The 20,793-nt window shown below is 66.6% G+C and carries 19 protein-coding genes; 6 read left to right on the plus strand and 13 right to left on the minus strand.

What is annotated here, in order from left to right:
* Positions 1–156 precede the first annotated feature (156 nt).
* Complete coding sequence (locus tag WEG36_09220; GenBank protein MEX1257787.1) at positions 157–717, plus strand: Uma2 family endonuclease; 561 nt, start codon at positions 157–159, stop codon at positions 715–717.
* Positions 718–776: 59 nt separating this feature from the next.
* Here the strand turns inward: WEG36_09220 and WEG36_09225 are convergent, their stop codons facing one another.
* From WEG36_09225 to WEG36_09240, 4 genes are read right to left on the minus strand one after another with little or no spacing between them, the layout of a single operon-like run.
* Complete coding sequence (locus WEG36_09225; GenBank protein MEX1257788.1) at positions 777–1,511, minus strand: ABC transporter ATP-binding protein; 735 nt, start codon at positions 1,509–1,511, stop codon at positions 777–779.
* 59 nt (positions 1,512–1,570) lie between these two features.
* Positions 1,571–4,108, minus strand: coding sequence for an ADOP family duplicated permease (locus WEG36_09230; GenBank protein ID MEX1257789.1), 2,538 nt, complete (start codon positions 4,106–4,108; stop codon positions 1,571–1,573).
* The gene (locus WEG36_09235) at positions 4,105–5,358 is read right to left on the minus strand and encodes an HlyD family efflux transporter periplasmic adaptor subunit (GenBank protein MEX1257790.1); all 1,254 of its coding nucleotides are present in this window, start codon (positions 5,356–5,358) and stop codon (positions 4,105–4,107) included. The genes WEG36_09230 and WEG36_09235 overlap by 4 nt, the downstream gene beginning before the upstream one ends.
* Before the next feature lie 51 nt (positions 5,359–5,409).
* Complete coding sequence (locus WEG36_09240) at positions 5,410–6,912, minus strand: TolC family protein (GenBank protein ID MEX1257791.1); 1,503 nt, start codon at positions 6,910–6,912, stop codon at positions 5,410–5,412.
* A gap of 586 nt (positions 6,913–7,498) precedes the next feature.
* On the opposite strand from WEG36_09240, the gene WEG36_09245 reads away from it, so the two are divergent.
* From WEG36_09245 to WEG36_09260, 4 genes are read left to right on the plus strand one after another with little or no spacing between them, the layout of a single operon-like run.
* Positions 7,499–7,750 (plus strand): hypothetical protein, encoded by a 252-nt coding sequence (locus tag WEG36_09245; protein ID MEX1257792.1) that lies wholly within the window; start codon positions 7,499–7,501, stop codon positions 7,748–7,750.
* The gene (locus WEG36_09250; GenBank protein ID MEX1257793.1) at positions 7,740–7,880 is read left to right on the plus strand and encodes a hypothetical protein; all 141 of its coding nucleotides are present in this window, start codon (positions 7,740–7,742) and stop codon (positions 7,878–7,880) included. Before WEG36_09245 ends, WEG36_09250 begins: the two co-directional genes overlap by 11 nt.
* Before the next feature lie 4 nt (positions 7,881–7,884).
* Positions 7,885–8,361, plus strand: coding sequence for a cytochrome c oxidase subunit II (locus WEG36_09255; GenBank protein MEX1257794.1), 477 nt, complete (start codon positions 7,885–7,887; stop codon positions 8,359–8,361).
* Positions 8,358–10,025, plus strand: a complete 1,668-nt coding sequence (locus WEG36_09260; protein MEX1257795.1) for a cbb3-type cytochrome c oxidase subunit I — start codon at positions 8,358–8,360, stop codon at positions 10,023–10,025. The genes WEG36_09255 and WEG36_09260 overlap by 4 nt, the downstream gene beginning before the upstream one ends.
* Positions 10,026–10,049: 24 nt before the next feature.
* Here the strand turns inward: WEG36_09260 and WEG36_09265 are convergent, their stop codons facing one another.
* Both WEG36_09265 and WEG36_09270 read right to left on the minus strand, forming a co-directional pair.
* Positions 10,050–11,363: a serine hydrolase domain-containing protein gene (locus tag WEG36_09265; GenBank protein MEX1257796.1), complete on the minus strand. Its 1,314-nt coding sequence runs from the start codon at positions 11,361–11,363 to the stop codon at positions 10,050–10,052.
* 115 nt (positions 11,364–11,478) lie between these two features.
* Positions 11,479–12,246 carry an NADPH-dependent F420 reductase gene (locus WEG36_09270; protein MEX1257797.1) on the minus strand — a complete coding sequence of 256 codons (768 nt, stop codon included), beginning with the start codon at positions 12,244–12,246 and terminating at the stop codon, positions 11,479–11,481.
* A gap of 175 nt (positions 12,247–12,421) precedes the next feature.
* On the opposite strand from WEG36_09270, the gene WEG36_09275 reads away from it, so the two are divergent.
* Entirely contained in the window at positions 12,422–13,723 is a 1,302-nt protein-coding gene (locus WEG36_09275) for a serine hydrolase domain-containing protein (GenBank protein ID MEX1257798.1), read from the plus strand.
* Between the two features lie 85 nt (positions 13,724–13,808).
* Here WEG36_09275 and WEG36_09280 read toward each other — a convergent pair whose 3' ends face one another.
* The 7 genes from WEG36_09280 to WEG36_09310 all read right to left on the minus strand — a co-directional run bounded on the left by WEG36_09280 (position 13,809) and on the right by WEG36_09310 (position 20,765).
* A complete protein-coding gene (locus WEG36_09280; GenBank protein ID MEX1257799.1) occupies positions 13,809–14,876 on the minus strand; it encodes a hypothetical protein in 1,068 nt (355 codons plus the stop codon).
* Between the two features lie 126 nt (positions 14,877–15,002).
* The gene (locus WEG36_09285) at positions 15,003–15,986 is read right to left on the minus strand and encodes a calcium/sodium antiporter (protein MEX1257800.1); all 984 of its coding nucleotides are present in this window, start codon (positions 15,984–15,986) and stop codon (positions 15,003–15,005) included.
* A gap of 33 nt (positions 15,987–16,019) precedes the next feature.
* Positions 16,020–16,193 carry a hypothetical protein gene (locus WEG36_09290; GenBank protein ID MEX1257801.1) on the minus strand — a complete coding sequence of 58 codons (174 nt, stop codon included), beginning with the start codon at positions 16,191–16,193 and terminating at the stop codon, positions 16,020–16,022.
* Positions 16,194–16,302: 109 nt separating this feature from the next.
* Positions 16,303–16,704 carry a hypothetical protein gene (locus tag WEG36_09295; GenBank protein ID MEX1257802.1) on the minus strand — a complete coding sequence of 134 codons (402 nt, stop codon included), beginning with the start codon at positions 16,702–16,704 and terminating at the stop codon, positions 16,303–16,305.
* 116 nt (positions 16,705–16,820) lie between these two features.
* Positions 16,821–18,110 carry a tRNA epoxyqueuosine(34) reductase QueG gene (gene queG, locus WEG36_09300; GenBank protein MEX1257803.1) on the minus strand — a complete coding sequence of 430 codons (1,290 nt, stop codon included), beginning with the start codon at positions 18,108–18,110 and terminating at the stop codon, positions 16,821–16,823.
* Positions 18,107–19,312: a glycosyltransferase family 2 protein gene (locus WEG36_09305; protein MEX1257804.1), complete on the minus strand. Its 1,206-nt coding sequence runs from the start codon at positions 19,310–19,312 to the stop codon at positions 18,107–18,109. The genes queG and WEG36_09305 overlap by 4 nt, the downstream gene beginning before the upstream one ends.
* Positions 19,313–19,544: 232 nt before the next feature.
* Positions 19,545–20,765 (minus strand): HlyD family efflux transporter periplasmic adaptor subunit, encoded by a 1,221-nt coding sequence (locus tag WEG36_09310; GenBank protein ID MEX1257805.1) that lies wholly within the window; start codon positions 20,763–20,765, stop codon positions 19,545–19,547.
* Positions 20,766–20,793 lie beyond the last annotated feature (28 nt).

A 20,793-nucleotide genomic window follows, 5' to 3' on the forward strand; every position in this document is an offset into this window, starting at 1 on the left:
CGAGCTGCAGGAGGGTGCCTGCACGGGTCCTTCGCCCGTATGGCGGAGGCCCGATAGATTGCCCAAATGGCCATGGAACCGCCCCACCCCCCCGATCATGATTTCAATTCGGCCGCGAACGGGAGCGGCGGAGAGGCGCCACATGGAGATGAACCCGTGCCCGCCACGCTGACTACTCGACGCTTCACCGTCGACGAATACGATCGGATGATCGAGGCCGGCATCCTTCACTCGGGCGAACGCGTCGAGCTGATCGAGGGGGAGATCGTCCGGATGGCGGCGATCGGAAGTCGACATGCGGCTTGCGTCACCCGACTCAACCACATCTTCGCCCGCGAACTCGGGGATCGCCTGGGCGTCCGCGTCCAGCTCCCCGTCCGACTGAGCGACGCGAGTGAGCCGGAACCCGACATTGCCATCGTTCGCGCACGGCCGGATTTCTACGCGGACGCCCATCCCCGTCCCGACGATGCTTTTCTCATCGTCGAAGTGTCGGAAACCACGGTGAGCTTCGACATGGGCGGGAAGTCCGCGCTCTACGCAGCCGCCGGGATCGCGGAATACTGGGTTGTCGACATTCTCGCGGACACGATCTTCGTACATCGGAATCCTGCGGGACGGTCGTATCTCGGCGTCGAGCGTCATGGCCGTGGCCAAATTCTCCGCCCGCTCGCCTTTCCCGACCTCCAAATGGCGGTGGACGCGGTGCTTCCCTGACAGCTGCGGACGCCCGTCGACGCGGGAGGCCGTTCCGCGCCCGCGCGCCCGAATGCCCATCAGATGTCAAACCCGCTCTGCTCCAGTTCCCGCGCCTTCCGCGCGTCCTCCTCATCCACGATCTGACCGTCGAAGATGTGGATCGTGCGCTCGGCCAGGTGGGCATATCTCGGGTCGTGCGTCACCATGCAGATCGTGGCCCCCTCGCTGTGAAGCTCCTTGAGGAGGTCCATGACGGCCCCGCCGTTCTTCGAGTCGAGATTTCCGGTGGGCTCGTCCGCCAGGAGGATGAGCGGCTTTCCGACGATGGCCCGCGCGACGGCTACTCTCTGCTGTTGACCGCCGGAGAGCTGCGATGGGTAGTGCTTGCTGCGGTGCCCCATCCCGACGCGCTCGAGTGCCTGCTGGACGCGTTCCTTCCGCTCGGAACCCGGCATCCCACGATAGGTCAGGGGGAGCTCGACGTTTTCGTAGACGTTCAGGTCGCCGATGAGATTGAAGGCCTGGAAGATGAAGCCGATCGCCTGATTGCGGATCCTGGCACGCTGGGAGCCGCTCAGGGTCTCCACCGGCTCGCCGTCGAGGACGTACTTCCCGGAAGTCGGGGAGTCGAGGAGCCCCAGAATCGAGAGGAGGGTCGTCTTCCCGCATCCGGAGGGTCCCGCGATGGAGACGAACTCCCCCGTCTGGATGTCCAGGTGGATGTCGCTCAGCGCGTGGGTCTCCACTTCCTCGGTGTAGAAGACCTTGCTCAGCGCGTACATGTGGATCAGGGGCTGGCCGCTGGTGGACATCTCGGTTTCTCCTCTTCAGGCAGTTCGGGTACCGCGCTTCGGTCTAACCCTTCAAACCTTCATTCGCTCTTCAACACCCTTACGGGATCCACGGACGTCGCTCTTCGCGCGGGAGCGAGGCATGCGGCGACGGAGACGAGCGTGAGGACGATCGCGACGCCGAGAAGCGTCACGGGATCCGTGGGCTCGATCTCGTACAGTTGGCTCGCCAGAACGCGCGACGACGCGAGCGTGACGGCCATGCCGACCGCGAGTCCGGCCAGCGCGAGTCGCAGTCCGTCCTTCAAGACCAGGGACAACACCGACTCGCGATCGGCGCCGAGCGCCATCCGAATGCCGATCTCCTTCTGGCGCCAACGGACCGATTGCGCGAGGGACCCATACAGCCCCATCGCTGCGAGAAAGACGGCCACGAAGGCGAATCCCCCGATCAACATCGCCTGAAAGCGTGGTGTGACGTGCGTAGCGGCGATCCGGTCGCTCATGGTCGCCAGGTCGCGGCCTGGCTGGGCTGAAACGCCCGCCAACGCGGCATCGAGCTCCGGCCGAAGCGACTCGAGGGAGCGAGTCGACCGGAGTGCGATGTTCCAGGCTATCAGCTGCGTCATGTCCGCCTGTCGGTAGGGAATGTAGATGGCGGGCCGAACGCCGTCGGCGGCCCGCCCCTGAACCACGTCTTCCACGACCCCGATCACCCGCATCGCAACGATCTCACCCGTCGTTCCGAGTCCCGTCGTCTCACGCCTCAGAACCATGTCCAGCGGGTCCCGACCGCCCAGCTGCGTCCGGACGAAGGCCTCGTTCACCACGACGACGAGCTCGTCGTCTGGCCCGTCCTGGGCCTCGATGCCGCGCCCGCGGCGCACTTCGGTCCCCATCGCGCCGAAGAAGCCCGACGTGACCGCGTAACCGGTGATTCCCTCGCGGATCGTCTCCGGATCATCATCAGGAAGGAAGACGCGGGGTGCCCAGGACGGTGCCTGGAAGGGAAGATTGGAGGCCGCCACGACGGATTCGACGCCGGGCAGGGCGGAGATTCGGTCCAGGACCGGATCCCACTGTTCCCAGATCGTCGTGCGAGACGCCTGTCCCGTACGGGTGATCTGGATCGGCCCCACCGACCCGCTCGTCGTGAACAGCTCCTCGGTCACGAATCCCGGATCGGCGTTCCGGACGCGCATGAAGGAACCGAAGAGGAGGGCCGCACCGGAAAGAAGGACCATGGCAAGCCCCAGCTGGCCACCGATCAACCCCGTCCTGAGGCGCGACCGCGACTCCGCGATGGATCGGGCTCCCCGCTGAAGGCGCTCCCATGGGGCCCTGGCCGTCACGCGAAGGGCGGGGAGGAGCCCCATGAGAAGTCCAGCCGCGACCGATATGCCCACGGCCGCCCCCAGCACCCGCAGGCTCACCGCGATCGTTCCGAGCCGCGGTACGTCGGGAGGCGCGAATCGCAGAAACGCCTCGATTCCCCCGTACGCCAGGACGATGCCGATCACGGCCCCGACGAAGGTGAGGAGTCCCGCCTCTCCGATCAGGAGCCGGACGATCCTTCCTTTGCCGGCGCCCAGCGCGGTGCGGACGCCGAGCTCCTGTCCCCGGTCCATCGTGCGCGCGAGAAGAAGCGTCGCCGCGTTGAGAATCGATAGGAGGAGAAGCAGCCCGGCCGCGCCCAGAAAGATCCAGAGGGACCGGGCAGCCCCGCCCACCGTCTGGTCGTGGAGGCCGTTCACGCCGATCGTGGGCGTGCTCGCGCCCTGGATCCGGAACGGAGCGGCGGCGGCTACCTCCGGGGAGAGGCGTTCAGCCTCGATCCGGGCGGCGGCCACGGTGGTTCCCGGCCTCAGGCGACCGATTCCGAATGCGCTCTGAGCCGTCACGCGAACCATCCCACCCTCCCGGACGACTGAGCCCGGAGGGAACGGCAGAATGACGTCGGGCTCGGAACCGGAGGGGAAGAACGATTCGGGAGCCACGAAGCCCCTTTCGATGACCCCCACGATAATGGAGCTCGCCCGGGCGTCCGCCACGGCCCCGGTCTCGAGGGGGCGTCCGATCACGTCGGGGTCACCGCCATACCGCGCCTGCCAATAGCCGTACGAGATCATCGCGACGCTCGCCCCGGGTCCGGTCGTCGGACCCGCGGGGGCATACTCCTCGGGAACGAACGTCCTCCCGAGCGCGGGTGAGAGGCCGAGGATCTGGAAGACCTCCTCGCTGAAGCGCGCGGCCGGAACCCGCTGCTCGAAGGCCGCACCCTCCTCCGAAACCACGAATTCGTCGAGCGCCTGGAGCGCCCCGAGCAGAGCGTACGAGCGAGCGCGCTCCCGCAGGGCTTGCAGATTGAGGGTGGAGCTCGCGTTCAGGCTCTGCAGCCCCGTCTCCGGGTCGACCGACTCGGCTCCTTCTCCCACCACCACCAACTGCCCCGGATCGTCGTACGGCAGCGGTTTCAGCACGACCCCGTCCACGATCCCGAAGATCGTCGTGGTGGCCCCAATCCCCAGTCCCATCGTGAGTACGACCCCGAGCGCGAGACTCTGGCGGTGGAGGAGGCTCCGGACCGCGATCCGGAGGTCGTGGAGCGTCTCGCTCATCTCAGCCTCACGCGATCGAATCCGTCCCACTGGGACATATCCGAGAGGATCACGATGTCCCCCGGGACGAGTCCCTCTCGCACTTCGATCTCATTCACCGAGCTCCGGCCCAGCAACACGGACACCCGCTCCGCATACGCTCCGTCCTCGACCAGCCGGAAGACCCCAACGCGCGACTCCGCCTGGCCGTAGGCCGGCCGCCCCATGTAATTCACGTCGTCCAGCTGTTCGATCACCACGGTCCCATCCACGCTCAGATCCGGGCGCGCGCTTCGGGGAAGCTCTTCCGGGAGGGCGACGTCGATCGTGACCGTCCCGTTCGTGACGGCCGGGTCAATCCGGCTCACATGTCCCTGAATCGTGTCGTTTCGGGTGTCAATGTAGGCGACCTGGCCGACCGCGATCTCCTGCGCCTGCGTCTGCGGGATCCGGATCTCGGCCTTGAGGCGCCCCGGCTGGACGATCCTTGCAAGCGTTCCGCCCGCCGTCACCCATTGTCCCGCTTCCACGGGGAGTTCGGCGAGGACTCCGGCGGCCCCGGCGACCACGTCCAGGGAAGCGACGCGGTCTTCATTGAACTCGACGATGGCACGCAGTCGTTCCACCTGAGTGCCCTGGGCCTGGATCTGCTCGTCAACCGATGCCTCGAGCACGGCCAGGCGTTCCTCCTGAACCTGGAGACGGATCGCCAGCTCCTCCGCTGACTCCCTCGTGCGCGCCAGCTCGGCCGCGGCCACCAGGTCGGGATTCCGCTCCGAGAGCGCCCGATTGATTTCGTATTGTCGCTTGGCCTCCGAGTACTGGGCCCGAACCTGGGCCAGAGCGCCCGACTGCGTGAGCCGATCGGTCTCGAGCGACGAGCGAAGCGTCACGAGCCGCGTCTCGGCATCGCTGAACGCCTGTCGGGCCCGGAGGAGTTCGACCTCCACGTCAGGATTGCTGAGACGGAGAAAGACTGTGTTCGCCTCTAGCTCCGTCCCGGGAAGGATGAGCACGTCCTCCACCCGTCCCGAGGTCACGGCCGTGATCCAGCGCCTCTGCTCCGGAACGAGCGTCCCGGGGCCCCGGATCATCCGAACCATCGTTCCCCGCTGCACCGTGTCGGTATATACGGTGGTTCGATCGACCGAGGGCGCCGCCGGTTGCAGCTGGCGGACCCCGATCGTCACCAGAACGAGGACGACGAGACCGGCGGCGGCCTGGATGATGCGCTTGCGCTTCTTCGGCGCGGGGTCGCGTATGATATCCATGATTTCAGCTCATTGGTTCGGTAGGGGAAGCACCCCGCGCGCTGTAACGCGTCACGGTTCGACCTCCGCCGGGCGAAGTCGCAACCCGGAGGCGCGTTCGAGCTCCACGAGGGCCCCATGGAAGTCGTAAACCGCATTCAGATAGTCGCGCTCGGCGGTCGCCGCCGAGCCCTGCGCATCCAGAAGCTCAAGCAAAGGCGCGGCCCCCAGCCGGTAGCGCTCCTGCGCGAAGTCCAGCTGCTCGACGGCCAGCTCCCGATTCCGGGCCTCGATCTCCACGACGTCGAATGCGGCGAGAAGGTTTCCGCTGGCGGCCGTGATCTCCGTTCGCAGGCCGAGCTCGCCGGCCCGGCGGGCGTGAATGGCCGCGCGCGCCTGCACGCCCGCCTCTTCGATCTGCCGTTGGCGGCTCAGTCCCTGGAAGATGGGCATCGTCAGCCGCATCGCGAGCGAGAACGGCTGCTTCTCGAAGTCGAAGGGGAATACTTCGTTCGACGCCAGGATTGTTTGTTCGGTCTCCGCGTCCAGCACGAATCCCGTGCAGTCACGCGGGTAACCGTCCAGGGGACCCGAGAGCCCCGCCGAGATCGAGTTCCAGAACTCGCAGTCCGCCCGCCGCCCCGCCGCCGAGTTTCGAGCCTGGGCCAGGAGGAAGTCGCTGTTCCCGATCTGGCGCGTAAACCCTGACCACCCCGCGCTGAAGCTGAGGGTGGGAAGATACGTGCTTTGCGCCTGCCGCACATTCGCGCCGCTCGCCCTTTCCGCCTCACGTAGCGCCCGGACTTCCGGATGAAGGCCGACCAGCTCCGGTGTGACGGCCCCGACCCTCTCCTCCGGATCGAAGACCTCGAAGGTGCTCACCAGGGACAGCGGCGCCTCGCTCACCACCCCCATGATTTCAAGGAGCCGGGCGCGTTCCACCCTCGCCGCACTTTCGGCCCGCACGAGCCCCACCGCCATGCGCCCCCGCTCGATCTCCGCCTGAAGTACATCGGTTCCCGGGACGGCGCCAGCCTCCGCTCGCGCCTGAGCCAGGGCGTAACTCTCCTCCGCGCGACGGACTTGCCGGACCGCGACCTCCGTGGCCTCGGTGGCGCGGAGCGCGGCCAGGTACTGTAGGACGACGCGGGATTCGAGATCATATTCTGCTGCCTCGACCCTCGCGCCCGCGGCTTCCCGACCGGCGCGGCTGCTCGCGATGCCATAAAACTGCCCAAGGCTCAAAGAGTAGTTCACGTTGAGCCCGTAGTTTGAGATGTAATAGTCCGTGCTCGCCGCTCCGAGGTCGTCCCCCGTGAAGCTCCCGATAAGCTGCTGCCCGCGCCCCGAGTACTGCATGGATCCCGTCGCGGAGGCAGTCGGCAGGAAAGCCGCGTAGGCTTCCCGGACCCGCCAGTCCGCGGATTCGGTCGCCTCCGAAATCTGCAGGTAGGCAGGACTATTCTGGCGGGCGATCGCCAGGGCCTCTTCGAGAGAGAGCTCCCACGCGGTGGCCCCGGTCCCGGGAAACGCCGGATTTCCTTCCTGTGCCTCGGCGCGGGCTCCTGAGAACATCAAGGCCGCCACGGCTGTGAGCAGGGCCCGGTTCGACCGCCACCGCGCAAGACCGCTGCGAGAACGTGTCGCGCCGGGGAAGGGACGGGGAATGGGTCGTTGGTGCATGGATCTATCGTCCTCTCGTTCGCATGTGCAGTACGGGGATGCCTCCGCTGGTGGGGCTCCAGAAGGAAGAACCATACCAGAGTCACCGATTGATGTAACATACTGCTGTAAATGATCTTACACTGACGCGTGACTTCGGGGGAAGGGGTGTGAGTTGACCGGCCCCGAACAGGGTGTCCGATTCCGGACACCACGCTCTGGGGTCGGCCCGGGTGCAGCCCGCCTCGTCGGCGCGCACGGCATCGTCCCGGTACCCGCGGGCCCGCAGAGGGCGGGAGGCACTTATGCGACTCCGCACCGTCCCCGATTCTTTCCCTGCAACGCGCCACCCGCATGACCCCTTCCCCCGCGCTCACTCCGGGGGGAGAACATCTCCCCGGGGCCAGGTGAGCATGTCGGGGCGCGACGGCTGACGAACCGCCGGCTCGGGACTTTGCCCGAGTCGGACTTCTTCATATGCCGTACGGGGAGTCATCGCATGCCCAACCCCCGCGTGAGCGCGGTCCGCCTCGGCGCAGTTCTCGCCTTTTTCCTCGTGGTGGGCGCCGCCATGGCGCTATTCGTCTGGCACACCCTGAGCGACTTCCTTGCGGGCCTCCCGGTCGAGGGCGGCCCGTTTCTCCTTGCCATCGCGATCGCGGGCGTCTTTGTCGGGTTCGCCTGGCTATTGGCCCGATATATCCAAGTCACCTTCGACTTTCCCGAGGAAGAGGAAGACCATGGATCCTGATCCGACGAAAGATCGGGGGAACGGGGACGAGCTTCCGCCGCCGGTCGGCACCCTCTTCCTGATGATGCTCTACATCATGGTGCTCGCCGGGATGTGGGCCGCCATCTACTTCCAGTTCCTGGGAATGTGATCTGATGACTCCGGCCAAGATTGAGAGAATCTTCCTGACGCTTTCTGCCTCGATGCTCCTCGTCTTTCTCGGGGCATTCTTTTATTCGGCCTTCGGAATGGGGATGCACCTCCCCGGATGGGGCGGGACGATCGATCCCGCCGCCGTGCGGGCGACCCCTCCCTTCGATCAGCCGGGTGTGAGGGAAGTCGCGCCCGGCCGGTACGAAGTCGTCATGCTGGGGATGGCGTGGGCTTATCAGCCGAGCGAGATCCGCGTCCCCGCCGGCTCCGAGGTCACCTTCATCGCCACGGCGACGGACGTCGTCCACGGGCTCCACATCGAGGGGACCCGCGTGAACTTCATGCTGATCCCCGGGCAGATCGCGCGCCTGACGTACACATTCGAGGAACCGGGCGAGCACCGCATCGTCTGCCACGAATATTGCGGCGTGGGGCACCATCTCATGCACGGAACAATCATCGTGGAGGGCGTCGAATGAGCACGCCGGTCGTCGCGAGTCCCGAAGGATTCGAGCTCCCCGAGGGCCAACGCCGCGTCATCCGCTGGATGATCTATCTGGCCTTCTTCGCCCTTTCGATCGGCATCCTGAACGGCCTCGGGCAGGCGCTCAACTACGCCAGAATCGACATTCTGCAGTATTTCCCGAGGATGCGGACCTACCATCAGGGGCTGACGGTGCATGGCGTCGTGAACGCCATCGTCTTCACCTTCGCTTTTTCGAACGGATTCCTCGCGCTGACGACCGCCCGGGCGCTCGCGCGGCCGCTCAACGGAGGGCTGCTCTGGGCCGCCTTCGGATCGATGGTCATGGGCTTCCTCCTCGCCGCCTTCGCGATGGCGACGGGCCGTGCCTCGGTCCTCTACACCTTCTATCCGCCCCTCATGGCGCACTGGAGCTATTACCTGGGGCTGGCGCTCCTGGTGGTGAGCACCTGGATCATCGCGGTCGCGCTCTTCGTCGCCCTCGCCGGCTGGAGAGGGGAGAATCCGCGACAACGAATCCCTCTTCTCGCCTTCATCTCGACCGCCACGTACGCGATGTGGTGCCTGGCATCGATCGGGATTGCGGTCGAGGTCGTGGCACTCCTCCTCCCCTGGTCTCTCGGGCTCGTCGAGAATGTGGATCCGCTTCTCAGTCGGACCCTCTTCTGGTATTCCGGCCACCCAATCGTCTACTTCTGGCTCCTTCCGGCCTACGTCTCCTGGTACGCGATGGTGCCGAAGCACGCCGGAGGCGAGCTCTTCAGCGACTCGCTCACCCGGGTCGTTTTTGTGCTCTTCCTCCTCCTCTCGATCCCGACTGGATTCCACCACCAGTACGCGGACCCAGGAATTGCCACGGGGATGAAAGCGGTGCACGCGACGCTCACTTTCGGCGTCTTTTTTTCCTCGCTCATCACGGCGTTTTCGATCATGTACGCCCTGGAGATCGGAGCGCGCCGGCGCGGAGAAAAGGGGCTGGTGAGCTGGTTTCTCAAGCTCGACTGGAAGAATCCGGCCCTCCTGGCCCAGATCCTGGCGATGCTCACCTTCACCCTCGGCGGCATCACGAGGCTCATCAACGCTTCGTACAATCTGAATCAGGTCATCCACAACACGGCGTGGATCCCCGGGCACTTCCACATGACCGTCGGCTCGGCGGTCACTCTTTCCTTCATGGGGATCGCATACTGGCTCGTCCCCTACCTGACTCGCCGGGAGCTCGTCGGGCGTGGGCTCGCCCGGGCGCAGGCTTGGCTCTACGCGCTCGGGGTCCTCATCATGGCGCGAGGTCTGATTTCGGGAGGGCTCAACGGCATGCCCCGCCGCACCCTGATCATGGAGGCACCTTATGACGACGCCACATGGCGCCTCGCGGGGATGCTCACCGGGCTCGGCGGAACCCTGATGTTCGTGGGTGGAATGCTCTTTTTCTTCGTCCTCGTGGGAACCGCCCTTTTTGGCAAGAAGATGATGGGCACCGTGGACATTCCGTTCACGGTCACGCACGAAGGGCCGGCGACGACCGGATGGGCGGTCAAACTCGACCGTTACCGATACTGGGTCCTCGCGACCATCATCCTGATCTTGATCGCCTACGGGCCCTTCCTGGTTTCGTACCTCCCCGGAAACTTCACCTCCCCGGGATATCAACTCTTCTAGGGATCGAGGAGGGAGGTGGAAACCCTACCGCTCGATCGACTGGTAGCCCCGAACAACTTGCGATCCGCCGTGGTAGCTCTCGACGATCGCCTGCTGGACCATGTTCGGGAAGTCGCGGCGGATGTTGAAGTGCGAGTAAGACGAAATCTGGATCATCATGATGCTGATCGTCCTCTCGGTGGGGTCGATCCAGAACACGGTACCCCAGGCGCCACCCCATCCGAAGGAGCCCGGCGTCAGGGTTTCGAAGGCCTTCGCCGGATCCGTGATCATGCTGAACCCGAGCCCGAAACCGTAGGCGTCCGCCCCGCGGATGTAGATCGGCAGGTTCCCGGTGTGATTCGAGATCATGAGGTTCACGGTGGTCGGGCTCAGGATCCGCACGCCGTCGAGCTCACCGCCGTTCAGAATCATCTGCGCGAAGCGGAAGTAGTCTGCCGCGGTGGATGAGAGTCCCGCGACGCCGCCGAAATACGAGGTCGGCGCGCGCGGCTCCGGCGCCCGGCTCAGCTCGATCGTGTTCCCGGGGCCGCTCGGACTGTAGACGGCGGCCACTCGGTCCACCTTTTCCGCGGGGACGTTGTAGTGCGTGTCCACCATCCCGAGCGGGTTGAAGATCCGTTCCTGGAGGAACCGCTCGAGGGGCTGCCCCGAGATTCGCTCCACCAGGAGAGCGACGTAGTCCGTCGAACTTCCGTAGTTCCACGCTTCTCCCGGTTGGAAGGCGAGGGGGAGCGGACCCTCGGAGGAGATCGTCTCCTCGAGCGTGGAACGGCGGCGCGAGGCCTCCCTCTCTTCTTCGGTGAGCGCGGAATTCGGCGGGTCCACGCCCGCCGTGTGTGTCAGGACGTGGCGGAAGGTGACTGGGCGCTCTGCGGGAACCCGGCTCCACCCTTCGTCCGACTCCACCAGCACCGTCTTGTTCTCGAACTCCGGCATGAACTTCGAGATCGGATCGTCGAGAAGGAAATGGCCTTCCTCGAAGAGCATCATGAGGGCAGTGCTCACGATCGGCTTGGTCATGGACATGATCACGAAGATCGCGTCGGTCGGCATCGGATCGTTCCCTTCCACGTAACGATGCCCCTGCGCTCCGTAGTGGACGACTTTTCCGTCCCTCGCCACGAGACTCACCGCACCCGCGATCATGTCCGTGTCAATGTAGCGCTGTAGCGTGGCCGTCAGGTTTTCGAGTCGCTCCGAGGACATGCCGACGCTTTCGGGCGAAGCCATCGGGATGGACTGACCCGCGGCTCCACGGGCGCCGACGGAGGCGGTTCCGAGGGCAGCGAGCATCGTGAGAGCAGCGCTCATGCGGAGGAAGCCAGATCGGTACATGGGAATCTTCCTGGGTCTGGAAGCCATTGGGCCGGGGGATGCGAGAGCGGCAGATTCACAGTATGGGCGGGCATGAAGCGCGGCAATCATCATGAAAACGGCGGTTCACCGGGAGTCAGGTTCCCGGTGGAAGCCCCAACGCTTCCCTGACCTCCGCCCCCGTCATCCCCGTCACCCAGACCGGGGTGCCGCGGTCGAAGTCCTTCGCGCGGGCGAGGGGCCCGACGACGACGGGGTCGAAGCCCGCGTCCCGCACGATCGCCGTGACGATCGCGACGGCGTCCGGGTCGTCCCCCGCGATCGGCACGCCGATGCGACCATCGGGGCGGACCGAGTTTCCGAGCATGTTCGCGCCCAACGTATTGAACGCCTTCACCATCCGGGCGCCTGGAAGGTATTGGGCCATCGCCATTCCGGTCCCCATCTCCAGCCACTCGTTGGTGATCGGGCCGTCCCGGTCCAGCCGCGGATTGGTGATGTCGATCACGACCTTTCCCACGAGGAGATGCCCGATGTCTTCGCCCAGCTGGGGAATAGCGCTCGGGGGAACCGCGAGAATCACGACATCCGCGAAGACCGCGGCCGCGTCCGGGAACGCCGCGGCCGCCCGGGGCGCGGCCGACTGCACGAGCTCGATGAGCTCCGCCGGATTTCGAGAGGAATAAACAACCTGGTGGCCGGCTGCCGCGAGGAGTTGCCCCAGAGGCCCCCCCATGTTCCCGGCCCCGATGAGTCCCACGGTGAGCGCCCGATTCTCGGCGATCGCGGGTGGGTCCTGGGCCTGAAGTTCCGACGCCGCGCAGGAGAGACCGAGCGCGCCGAACGCCGCCCACATGAGAAGTCGCCACCCTCGAGACCGGCCCTTCGCCGCGGTGTTTCTCATCTTCCCTCCAGAGTCCGGATGTGCTGAGTTCAGGGGCGCCACGAGGATCTACACTTCCCATCCTCGATCGGTCAACTCGCCCTGTCGCCGCCCCGAGGGCCCACCTAGCTTGGACTTCGGTATTTAATCGGCGACCCCTCCCGGGAACGCGAATCCCCATGCGGAGACCCTAGTCATGTCACGCAGGCGCGCGATGGTACTGGTGCGGTTCTGGCTTCTCGTTCTCCTGGCCGCTCCCTTCGCCGCCGGCCCCGCCGCCGCGCAGGGGGGCACCGGAGTCGCGACGACGCAGTGGCCGACCCTGGCCGACCAGGTCGGCAACTCGGACGACTTCACGGCCGAGGGACTCACCGCCCTCAACGCCCGCATGCGGGAAGCGGTGGAGAAGGGGGAGGTCGCCGGGCTCGCGCACATTCTCCTCAAGGACGGCGAAGTCGTGACCTTCGACATGTGGGGCGCCCAGAGCTTCGGGGGTCCGCCGATCACGGAGGAAACGATCTACCGCATTCGTTCGATGACCAAGCCCATCGTCGGCGTCGCGATGATGCAGCTTTACGAACAGGGGCTGTGGAGGCCCGAAGATCCGATTACGAAGTTTCTCCCGGAGATGGCGAATCTCCGGGTGGTCGTGGACCCGGCCGACCTTTCGAACACGGTTCCGGTGACCCGCGCTCCGAACATGAACGAGCTGATGACCCACACGGCGGGATTCGGATACGGACTCAGCGCGGCGAACGCGGTGGACCGCGCCTTTCAGGAGGATTCTCCGTCGTCCCGCCCCGACTTGGACGGGGTGGTAAGCCGGACCGCCGAGATCCCGCTCCTCTTTCAGCCGGGTGAACGTTGGTCCTATTCGATCGCCGTGGATCTCCAGGGCGCGATCGTCGAACGGCTTACGGGACAGTCCCTCGGCGAGTACCTCGAGGAACACATCTTCGGGCCGCTCGGGATGGAGGACACCGGATTCGCGGTGCCGGAGGCGGACCGGGGCCACTTCGCGACGGTCTCCCAGCGAAACAGCCAGACTGCCGAACACGCGGTCTATCCCGATGCGTACAGCTTTTTCGAGCGGACCACGGCCGAATCGGGCGGCGGTGGGCTCGTTTCCACCACACACGACTACGCCCGCTTCGCGCAGATGCTCCTGAACGAAGGCGAGCTCGATGGGGCGCGCATCCTGGATCCTGCGAGCATTGCGCTGATGATGACCAATCACATCGGCGACCTGCGGGGCGTTTTTGGCGGAGGCGGATTCGGATACGGGGGACGCGTGGTGACAGCGGCTCCGGAAAACGGAATCGGCGAGCCCGTTGGGTCCTTCTCCTGGTTCGGAATCGACGGGACCTGGATGTGGATCGATCCGGTGAACGACCTCGCCTATATCGGGATGATTCAGCGGCGGGGCGGCGGCGGACAGGGGGCGGTGAACTTCCGCGGAGAGTCGCCCGTCCTGGTGTACGGGGCACTCCGGCGGTAGCGGGCGGGGACGCCCCCAAAAAAGAGGCGGCGCGGGAACCCCATTCGCCGGGAGTCCCGCGTCGCTTGGATCGAGCGCCCCTCGACTACCTCGGTTCCGCCTCGCCCTGAGTCGCGAGCCGCTCCTCGTACCGCGCCCCACTGAGGATGTTGGAAAGGGCGTAGTTCCCCTCGTGACACGCGTATTCATACACGAGCCCGTCGAGGCGCTGCATCGGAACCTGGCCACCCCAGATCTCCGCATAGGTGGTCGGATCGTCGATCGTGAATTCGTAGAGGATCGTCTCGTCGTCCGAGCGAGTGAATCGCTCGATCACCCGGAGGTTGTCCGACGGCATCCCCCGGAACTGCTGGAGGGGGTGGAAGTTCGTCGTCTCGACGACGAGCGTGTCGCCTTCCCAGCGCCCCCACGAGTCTCCGAGCCAGGGTCGCACATCCGGGGGTAGGCGCGGGCCGTCCCCAATCCTGATGACCCGGGCATCGTGCACCATCTCCGTCATGATCATGACGTGATCGGGAGTCTGCACGATCGTGTAGTTGTTGTTGTACCAGCCATTCGGAAGCATCGGCGGGCCCGCATTGCTCCCGAAGGAAAGGAGGCACCGCTCGGCGATCGGCCGGATCTCCGGATGATCGTACTGCCCGAATCCCGCGGTGCGCGCCCTCGCCGCGGCCGCCCGCTCACGCGCCTCGGGAACGACAGTGGGAACCCGCCCGTCCTCCGGGAAGGTGATGAGCGAGCTGCGAAGCTCGCCATTCACCATCGCCACCCGCTCCCCCGGGTCCCGATAGACCTCGTTGTAGCAAGAGGTCGCGGAATCGATGCAGACGGGATTCGTCCCCCCCGCCTCGGGTGGAGGGCGATACGGATCGCTCGCCGCAGTCCCCTCTTCGAGCGCCCGTTCCTGGCGTGCCTCGACTCCGTTCGCCTCCTCGCGGGTGAAAACGGGAGCCTGTCCCGCGGGGCGCGAGAGGGGCGTCAACGTGGCGTTGGTCCAATTCCCCTGGAGGTCCGGGCGTCCGTCCGCGGTTCGCGGCATGACCCAGTCGCCGGCATCGCGGAGCTGTACCTGCCCCGCGGCGGGCGACATGCCGGCAAAAAGGGCGGCAACGGCGGCAACAGACGCAAAAAGGCGAGTTCGGCGAACGGTCATGGAGCCTCCTCCTGGCGGTCGAGCGCGGCCATGGCCCATCAGGTGGGCCCGGGCCGACCTCCGACTCGCAATATGCGAAGGAACCGGCGGGGAAGCCACACTCCCGGACGGGGCCCCCGGGGCGGCCTAACGCACCACCAGCCACCCGATGTAACCGACGTAGCCGGCGAGGATCAGAGCCCCCTCGGCGCGGCTCAGTCGGTTCTGGGTCAGCACGAGGGGAACGAGAAGAAGAGAAAACGCCGTCATCACGATCAGATCCACCATCCCACCCGCAGGAACCGGGCTGGGCGCGATCGTCACCGAAATCCCCCAAATGAAGAGCATGTTGTAGATGTTCGATCCCACGATGTTGCCCACCGCGACATCGCTTTGGCCCCGGTACGCCGCGAGCGCGGAGGTCGCGAACTCCGGGAGGCTCGTGCCCACCGCAACGATGGTGAGCCCGATGACGGCCTCCGCCACGCCGATCCCCCGCGCGAACCCCGTCGCACCTCGCACCGCGAACTCCCCGCCCGCGATCAGCAAGGCCAGTCCTCCGGTCATGAGAAGAACCATGGTCGCGATGGCCCGCACGGGAGGTGCCAGGGGACCAGGACCCTCCTGCGGCGCCACCGCGTCGAGAAAGGCGTCGTGCCGCTGCCGCAGGGCATCCGCGAAGGTGTAATAGAGGAAGACCGAGAAGAGCAGAAGAAGGATCACGCCGTCCGAGCGCCCGAACCCCGCACCGCTCGCCCCTCCAGGGCCCTGCCATCCGAGGGTGATCGCCACTCCGCAGGCGAGGAGCATCATCGGGATCTCACGCACCACGAGGGTGCGATGGATCGCGAGCGGTGTGATCAGCGCGGAAACGCCCAGAATCAGACCGATGTTGGCCACGTTCGATCCCACCACGTTTCCAAATCCGATCTCCGTGCTCCCCCGGAGCGCCGCGGCCACGTTCACCACGAGCTCCGGCGTCGAGGTCCCGAAGGCTACGACGGTGAGACCCACGATCACGGGAGCCACCCCCATCCGCCTCGCGAGGTCGGAGGCCCCACGCACGAGCGCGTCCCCGCCCAATACGAGCAGGGTGAGGCCGGCGGCCAGAATCAGGAGATCAAGCCACACGTCGTACCATCCTGAGCGCCATGACGGCTGCGTTCACCTGGGTGTGCCTCCTTTTTTTCCTTTCGGAAGGTCGTCCTCTTCCGAAGAAGGACGTCGCAGCACGACCCAGGTTCCATAGAGGAACAACGCGGCACCGATAAAAAAGAGGATCGCGATGGGGTCGAACGCACCCCTCTCCGCGAACTGGAGAAGCGTCGAGGACAACATGTATGGACTCCCTTGGCGCGGACCACCTCTCGCGGGGAGCGAAGGCCCACGCGGAGACGGTCCAAAGGTGACCGAGCCCGGGCGGACGAGAGCTCCTCCCGGGAGGACGCTAGAGAAGGAGTCCTGCGGGAGGCGGGGTTCCGGTGGTCCAGCCGGAGCGCGTCGCGCCGACCGGAGATCCCGAAAAGGGGATCCCGGATCTCGCGGCTTCGGCGTTTCGGAGGAGGCGCCCGAGCGGAAGTCGCGGGGGGGTCGGACGAAATGCATCCTTCGCGCCCGTGGTCGTGGAGGCACGACGCACTCGCGCGCCCACCGAGCCCGATCCGAAGGGAGACTCAACCGTCGGAGCGACCGTACCGGGCGAATGGCCCGTGAGGTCGCCGACGGCTCGGGCTCCGTACGAGCCGGACTCGACTGGTGTGTTTCGATCGGCGTGGAGGTGCGGCTGCGTCGCCAGGGCGAGAATGCCCAGGACGAGAGCGACCGGCGAGGCGTGGATCCGAAGTGGCATGGAGGGAGCCGAAGTCATCTCGCGGGTGTGTGTCGAAGTGGCCTCCCCGCGAGTGCTGGAATGTAAGCACGCGCCAAGGCGCCGTACATCGGTGCTCTACAGGACCATCCCAGCTTTCACCCGAGAGCGGCGAGAAGCTCGCTCCGCACCCAATCGTCGCCCTCGTGGGCGAGGTGAGCGCCGAGGGCCACACGGGCGGAGGGGGATCCCACTTGCCCGAGCGCCCACGCGGCGTGGCCCCGGACGAGGGGGTGCGGGTCGGCGAGGGCGTCGGTCAGAGGGGGAACAACGTCCTCCGCCCCCCAGTTTCCCAACGCGACGGCGATGTTTCGCCGGAACCCGGCGTATCCGGCGCGGCGGATCGCCGAACCGCGGGTGAACGCATCCCAGGCGGCTTCGTCCATCCGCATGAGCTCGACGAGGCCGGGCGCCTTCGTCCCGGGATGGAGGGGACGTTTCGCGTCCCCCTGAGACCTGCCCCCCACGCCGACCGGCTCCACCCCCGCCGGGGGTTCGCCGGGCTCCCTCGCCGCGTATCCCGGATCCCCCGGCTCCTCCCCGAATCGGAGATTGAAGGGACAAGCCTCCTGGCAGATGTCGCATCCGTAGATGCGATTCCCCAGGGCGGGGCGAAGCTCCCGTGGGATCGGGCCATGGTGTTCGATCGTGAGGTAGGAGATGCAGGCCCGTGCGTCCATCAGCGGAGCGCCGGTTTCGTCCCGCCCGAGGAGAGCCCCCGTCGGGCAGGCGTCCAGGCAGGCCCGGCAGCTTCCGCAGTGATCCCGGTCGAAGGACGAATCCGGCTCCAGCTCCGTCCCGAGCAGAAGCGCCCCCAGAAAAAAATAGGAGCCCTTACGGGGGTGAATGAGCATCGTGTTTCGCCCGAACCATCCGAGTCCGGCCCGAAGACCGAGCTCCCGCTCGAGGATCGGGCCGGTGTCCACGTAAACGCGAGCGGGAATGGTCTCGCCCACCCCGGCTTCGAATCGGCGGTGGAGGCGCCGGAGGCGCCCCTTCAGGACGCGGTGGTAGTCCCGACCTACGGCGTACCGGGCGATCACGCCGCGTGACGGATCGTCCACGGGGCTTGCGGCGTTTCCGTCCCCGTAAGGGTGTGCGACTACGAGCACGCTCCGGACCTCCGGAAACGCCAGCGCGAGATCCCGGCGGCGCGCGACCGTTTCGGGGCGCGCCATGTAGTCCATTTCTCCCTGCCTTCCTTCCGCGAGCCACCGATCTAGGAATGCGGCGTGTGCGGAGGGATCCGGGCGGCAGACTCCCGCCAGGGAAAATCCCGCCTCCAAGGCGATGGATCTGAGGAGCGCGGCCCGATCGCGAGCTTCGTGTCTCGTCCCGGCGGGCGGTTCGTCCCGGCCGCGCGCGGCCGCGTCAGCTGCCGCGGTCATTCCTCCGCCTCTGCCTGCGCAGCTTCGCCGCGCGCGTACCGCCGTCCCTTCCATTCGACCTTCCGTTCGCCCCTCAGCCAGCTCCGCACGACGATCCAGGCCCCGATCGAAGCGCCCAGGGGGAAGAGGAGAGCGTAGAGGCGCGAGACGCCGAAGCGGTGGTAGACGAGGATCCAGAAAAACAGCCCCAGAGCGGTTGCCCCTGCCGCCCAGGCCAGAAGGGCCGAGGAGGGACTCCCTCCTAACGCAGCCTCTGCGAGCAACCCGAGGAGGGCGACCGGAGGCGCGACCCAGAAGGCGAGAAGGAAGGTCAGAATCCCTGGAAGGGCAAGGGGTGCCCACCCTCCCAGGGATTGCCGCGCCCCGACCGCGAGGTTCTTGGTCCATCCGTCCACGACCTCGCGGAGCGAGTGGTACATGCGCGTCGAAAAGCCGTCCTCGGCCCCCCGGAGAGTCAGGCGGAATCCGGCGTCGGTAAGAACCTGGGCAATGCGAAGGTCTTCCACGACCTCGCCTCTCACCGCGCCGTGCCCCCCGACCTGCTCGTACGCCCGCCGCTCCAAGAGGATGTATTGCCCATTCGCGATCGCGTCGCGGGATCGCTCGCGGGCGATCGGCCGGTCCAATCGCCGGTATCGGATCCCGAGAAGGGCAAAAATCTGGGGTTGGACGAGGCGCTCGCCAATACTTTCCAGCACCTGCCATCCTTTGAGCGAAAGCGCCTCGGCCTGATCCTCGCCGGCTCCCGCCACCGCTCGCCGGAGGAGGGAAGGCGTGTGAAACGTGTCGGCGTCGGTGAAGAGGATGAAATCGGTCTCGGAGGCGCGCGCGCCCTGATGGCAGGCCCACGGCTTACCGAACCAGCCCGATGGCAGGGGCTCGCCGTCCAGGACCCGGATCTCGCGGGCATTCCCAGGAGGGATGGCGCGCGCACGGACGCCCGTTCCGTCCGTGGACCGATCGTCCACGACTAGGATCGAAAAATCGGGATACTCCTGCGCGGCCAGGGATTCGAGGCACGCCGCGATATTTCGCGCTTCGTTGCGCGCCGGAACGACGATGGTGACGGAGGGGAGAGAAAGGACCGGCGGGTCGCCCGAGGCAGGCGCCGGCAAAAGAGGCCTCGGTTCCCGAAATCCGAGCACAAAAGTCAGGAGGATGAGAATCCAGGGGAGAACGCCTACGATCGCCAACCACTCCATTACTAGTGTCCCGTCCCAGAAGTTCGTAGAGCACCGAGGGTGCCGATGCGCCGCGCCGGCAAGGCGCGACGACGAGGAGTAACAGGGCACCTTCGAGGAGGAGCAACGCTGCCGGGGCGGATGCAGCGGCGCACGAGCCGAGCGACCACATGCGTTGGCACGACGTGAACGGGTCTCCGCGAGACGACGGCACACAGTGCCGTCAATGCCAACGAAATTCTGGGACGGGACACTAGCGCTCCTGCACTCGCACTCCGTCCGCCACGCGATCGCCTGGATACACAATGATGCGGGCCCCTTCATCCAGCCCCGAGAGGATCTCCACCTCGGCCGGACTTCGTCGCCCGACCTCGACGGGGGTCTCCACCGCCCTTCCACCTTCCTCGCGGAAGACTGCCCACCCCTCCCCCCTCCGGAGGAGTGCGCCGGTCGGCACACGGAGCACGTCCTCGGCCCGGTCGATCAGGATTCTCGCTTCCACGCGGAATCCATCGCCTAGCCGACTCCACCGCTCCTCGTCCCCGACGAGATCCAGGATCACGTTTACTCGCTGCTCCTCGATGCCGAGGGCGGAAACGCGCGTGAAGCCCGCCGGCTCCACCCGGCGCACACGCGCCGCGAGCTCTCCCTCTCCACCCCACTGCCCGATCGTCGCCTCCGCGCCCCGCGGCACGCGGACCGCATCGGCGGAGAGAAGATCCACGACCACCTCGAGCGCGGACGGGTCTCCGACCTCCAGAATCAGCTCCCCGGGAGCGACGGCCCCTCCGCTCTCGCGCTGGACACGGAGGACAGTTCCGTCCACGGGAGACCGGAGCTCGATCGGCGCCCCACCTCCGCTGGACGGACGCTCGAGCGCCGCCCGGATGTCCGCCACCTCCCCTTCGGCGGCGCGCACGGCAAATCCCGCCGACCTGGCTTCCGCCTCCCGCACATCCACCAGGGCCCGTGCGCGCTCCAGCGCGGACTCGGTCCCTCCCCCGACGGAGAGGAGGACCTCCTGGCGGCGGAGATCCTCGGCGCCATCCACGAGCGCCGCGGAGGCCGCGTCCTCGAGGGCGCGCGCGCGTGCGACGCTCGCCTCCGCCGCGCCGAGCCGGATGCGGAGCTGCTCCTGGGTTCGGGCGTCGGGGACGGCGGATTCCGGGCCATCCACCCTCGCCAGGACCATCCCCGCTTCGACATGATCGCCGGCGTGCAGCTCCACCCGGCGAAGCATCCCGGCCACCGGAGCGCTCACCAAGTAGCGATCCCGGATTTTGGCCTGGCCATCCTCCTCGACGGTGACTTCCACGAGGCCCACGTCCGCGACGGCGAAGTCCACCGGAACGGGCTGGGGAAGGAACGCGAAGACGAGCGCCCCCACGACCGCGACGACGACGATCATGAGTCCGCCGGCCCTCAGCCAACGAGGAGCCTCCCAGCGGCGCCCATCCTCTCTTCGATCGTTCATCAGCTCTCCCGCGATCCCATGGTTCGCG

It is taken from the genome of Gemmatimonadota bacterium, from assembly GCA_040882465.1.
GTDB lineage: Bacteria > Gemmatimonadota > Gemmatimonadetes > Longimicrobiales > Gaopeijiaceae > JBBEBG01.